1 protein-coding gene is annotated in these 475 nt (G+C 47.4%); it reads left to right on the forward strand.

The window, feature by feature from the left end; translation table 11 throughout:
* Window positions 1-475 (forward strand): rod shape-determining protein (locus DV63_RS16125; protein ID WP_020982478.1); only part of this gene is annotated, 475 nt, incomplete at both ends.

Consider the following 475-nt stretch of genomic DNA (forward strand, 5'->3'; position numbering starts at 1 on the left):
GGCGGAGGCACGACTGAAATTGGCGTGATCAGTCTTGGGGGGTTAGTCATTTCTAAAAGCATTAGAGTGGCTGGGGATAAATTGGATCAAAGCATCGTGGAATATATCCGCAAGAAATTCAATCTGTTGATAGGGGAGCGCACCGGCGAAGAGATTAAAATTGAAATCGGTTGCGCGATCAAATTGGATCCGCCTCTCACGATGGAAGTGTCAGGGAGGGATCAAGTGAGCGGGTTGTTACACACGATTGAATTGAGCTCTGATGACGTGTTTGAAGCCATTAAAGATCAGGTGAGGGAAATCTCTAGCGCTTTAAGGAGCGTGCTTGAAGAAGTGAAGCCGGATCTAGCTAAAGACATTGTGCAAAATGGCGTGGTGCTTACCGGCGGTGGGGCTTTGATTAAGGGCTTAGACAAGTATTTAAGCGATATGGTTAAACTCCCTGTGTATGTGGGCGATGAGCCTTTATTGGCCG

This window comes from Helicobacter pylori FD535, from assembly GCF_000296015.2.
Classification (GTDB): Bacteria; Campylobacterota; Campylobacteria; order Campylobacterales; family Helicobacteraceae; genus Helicobacter; species Helicobacter pylori_CT.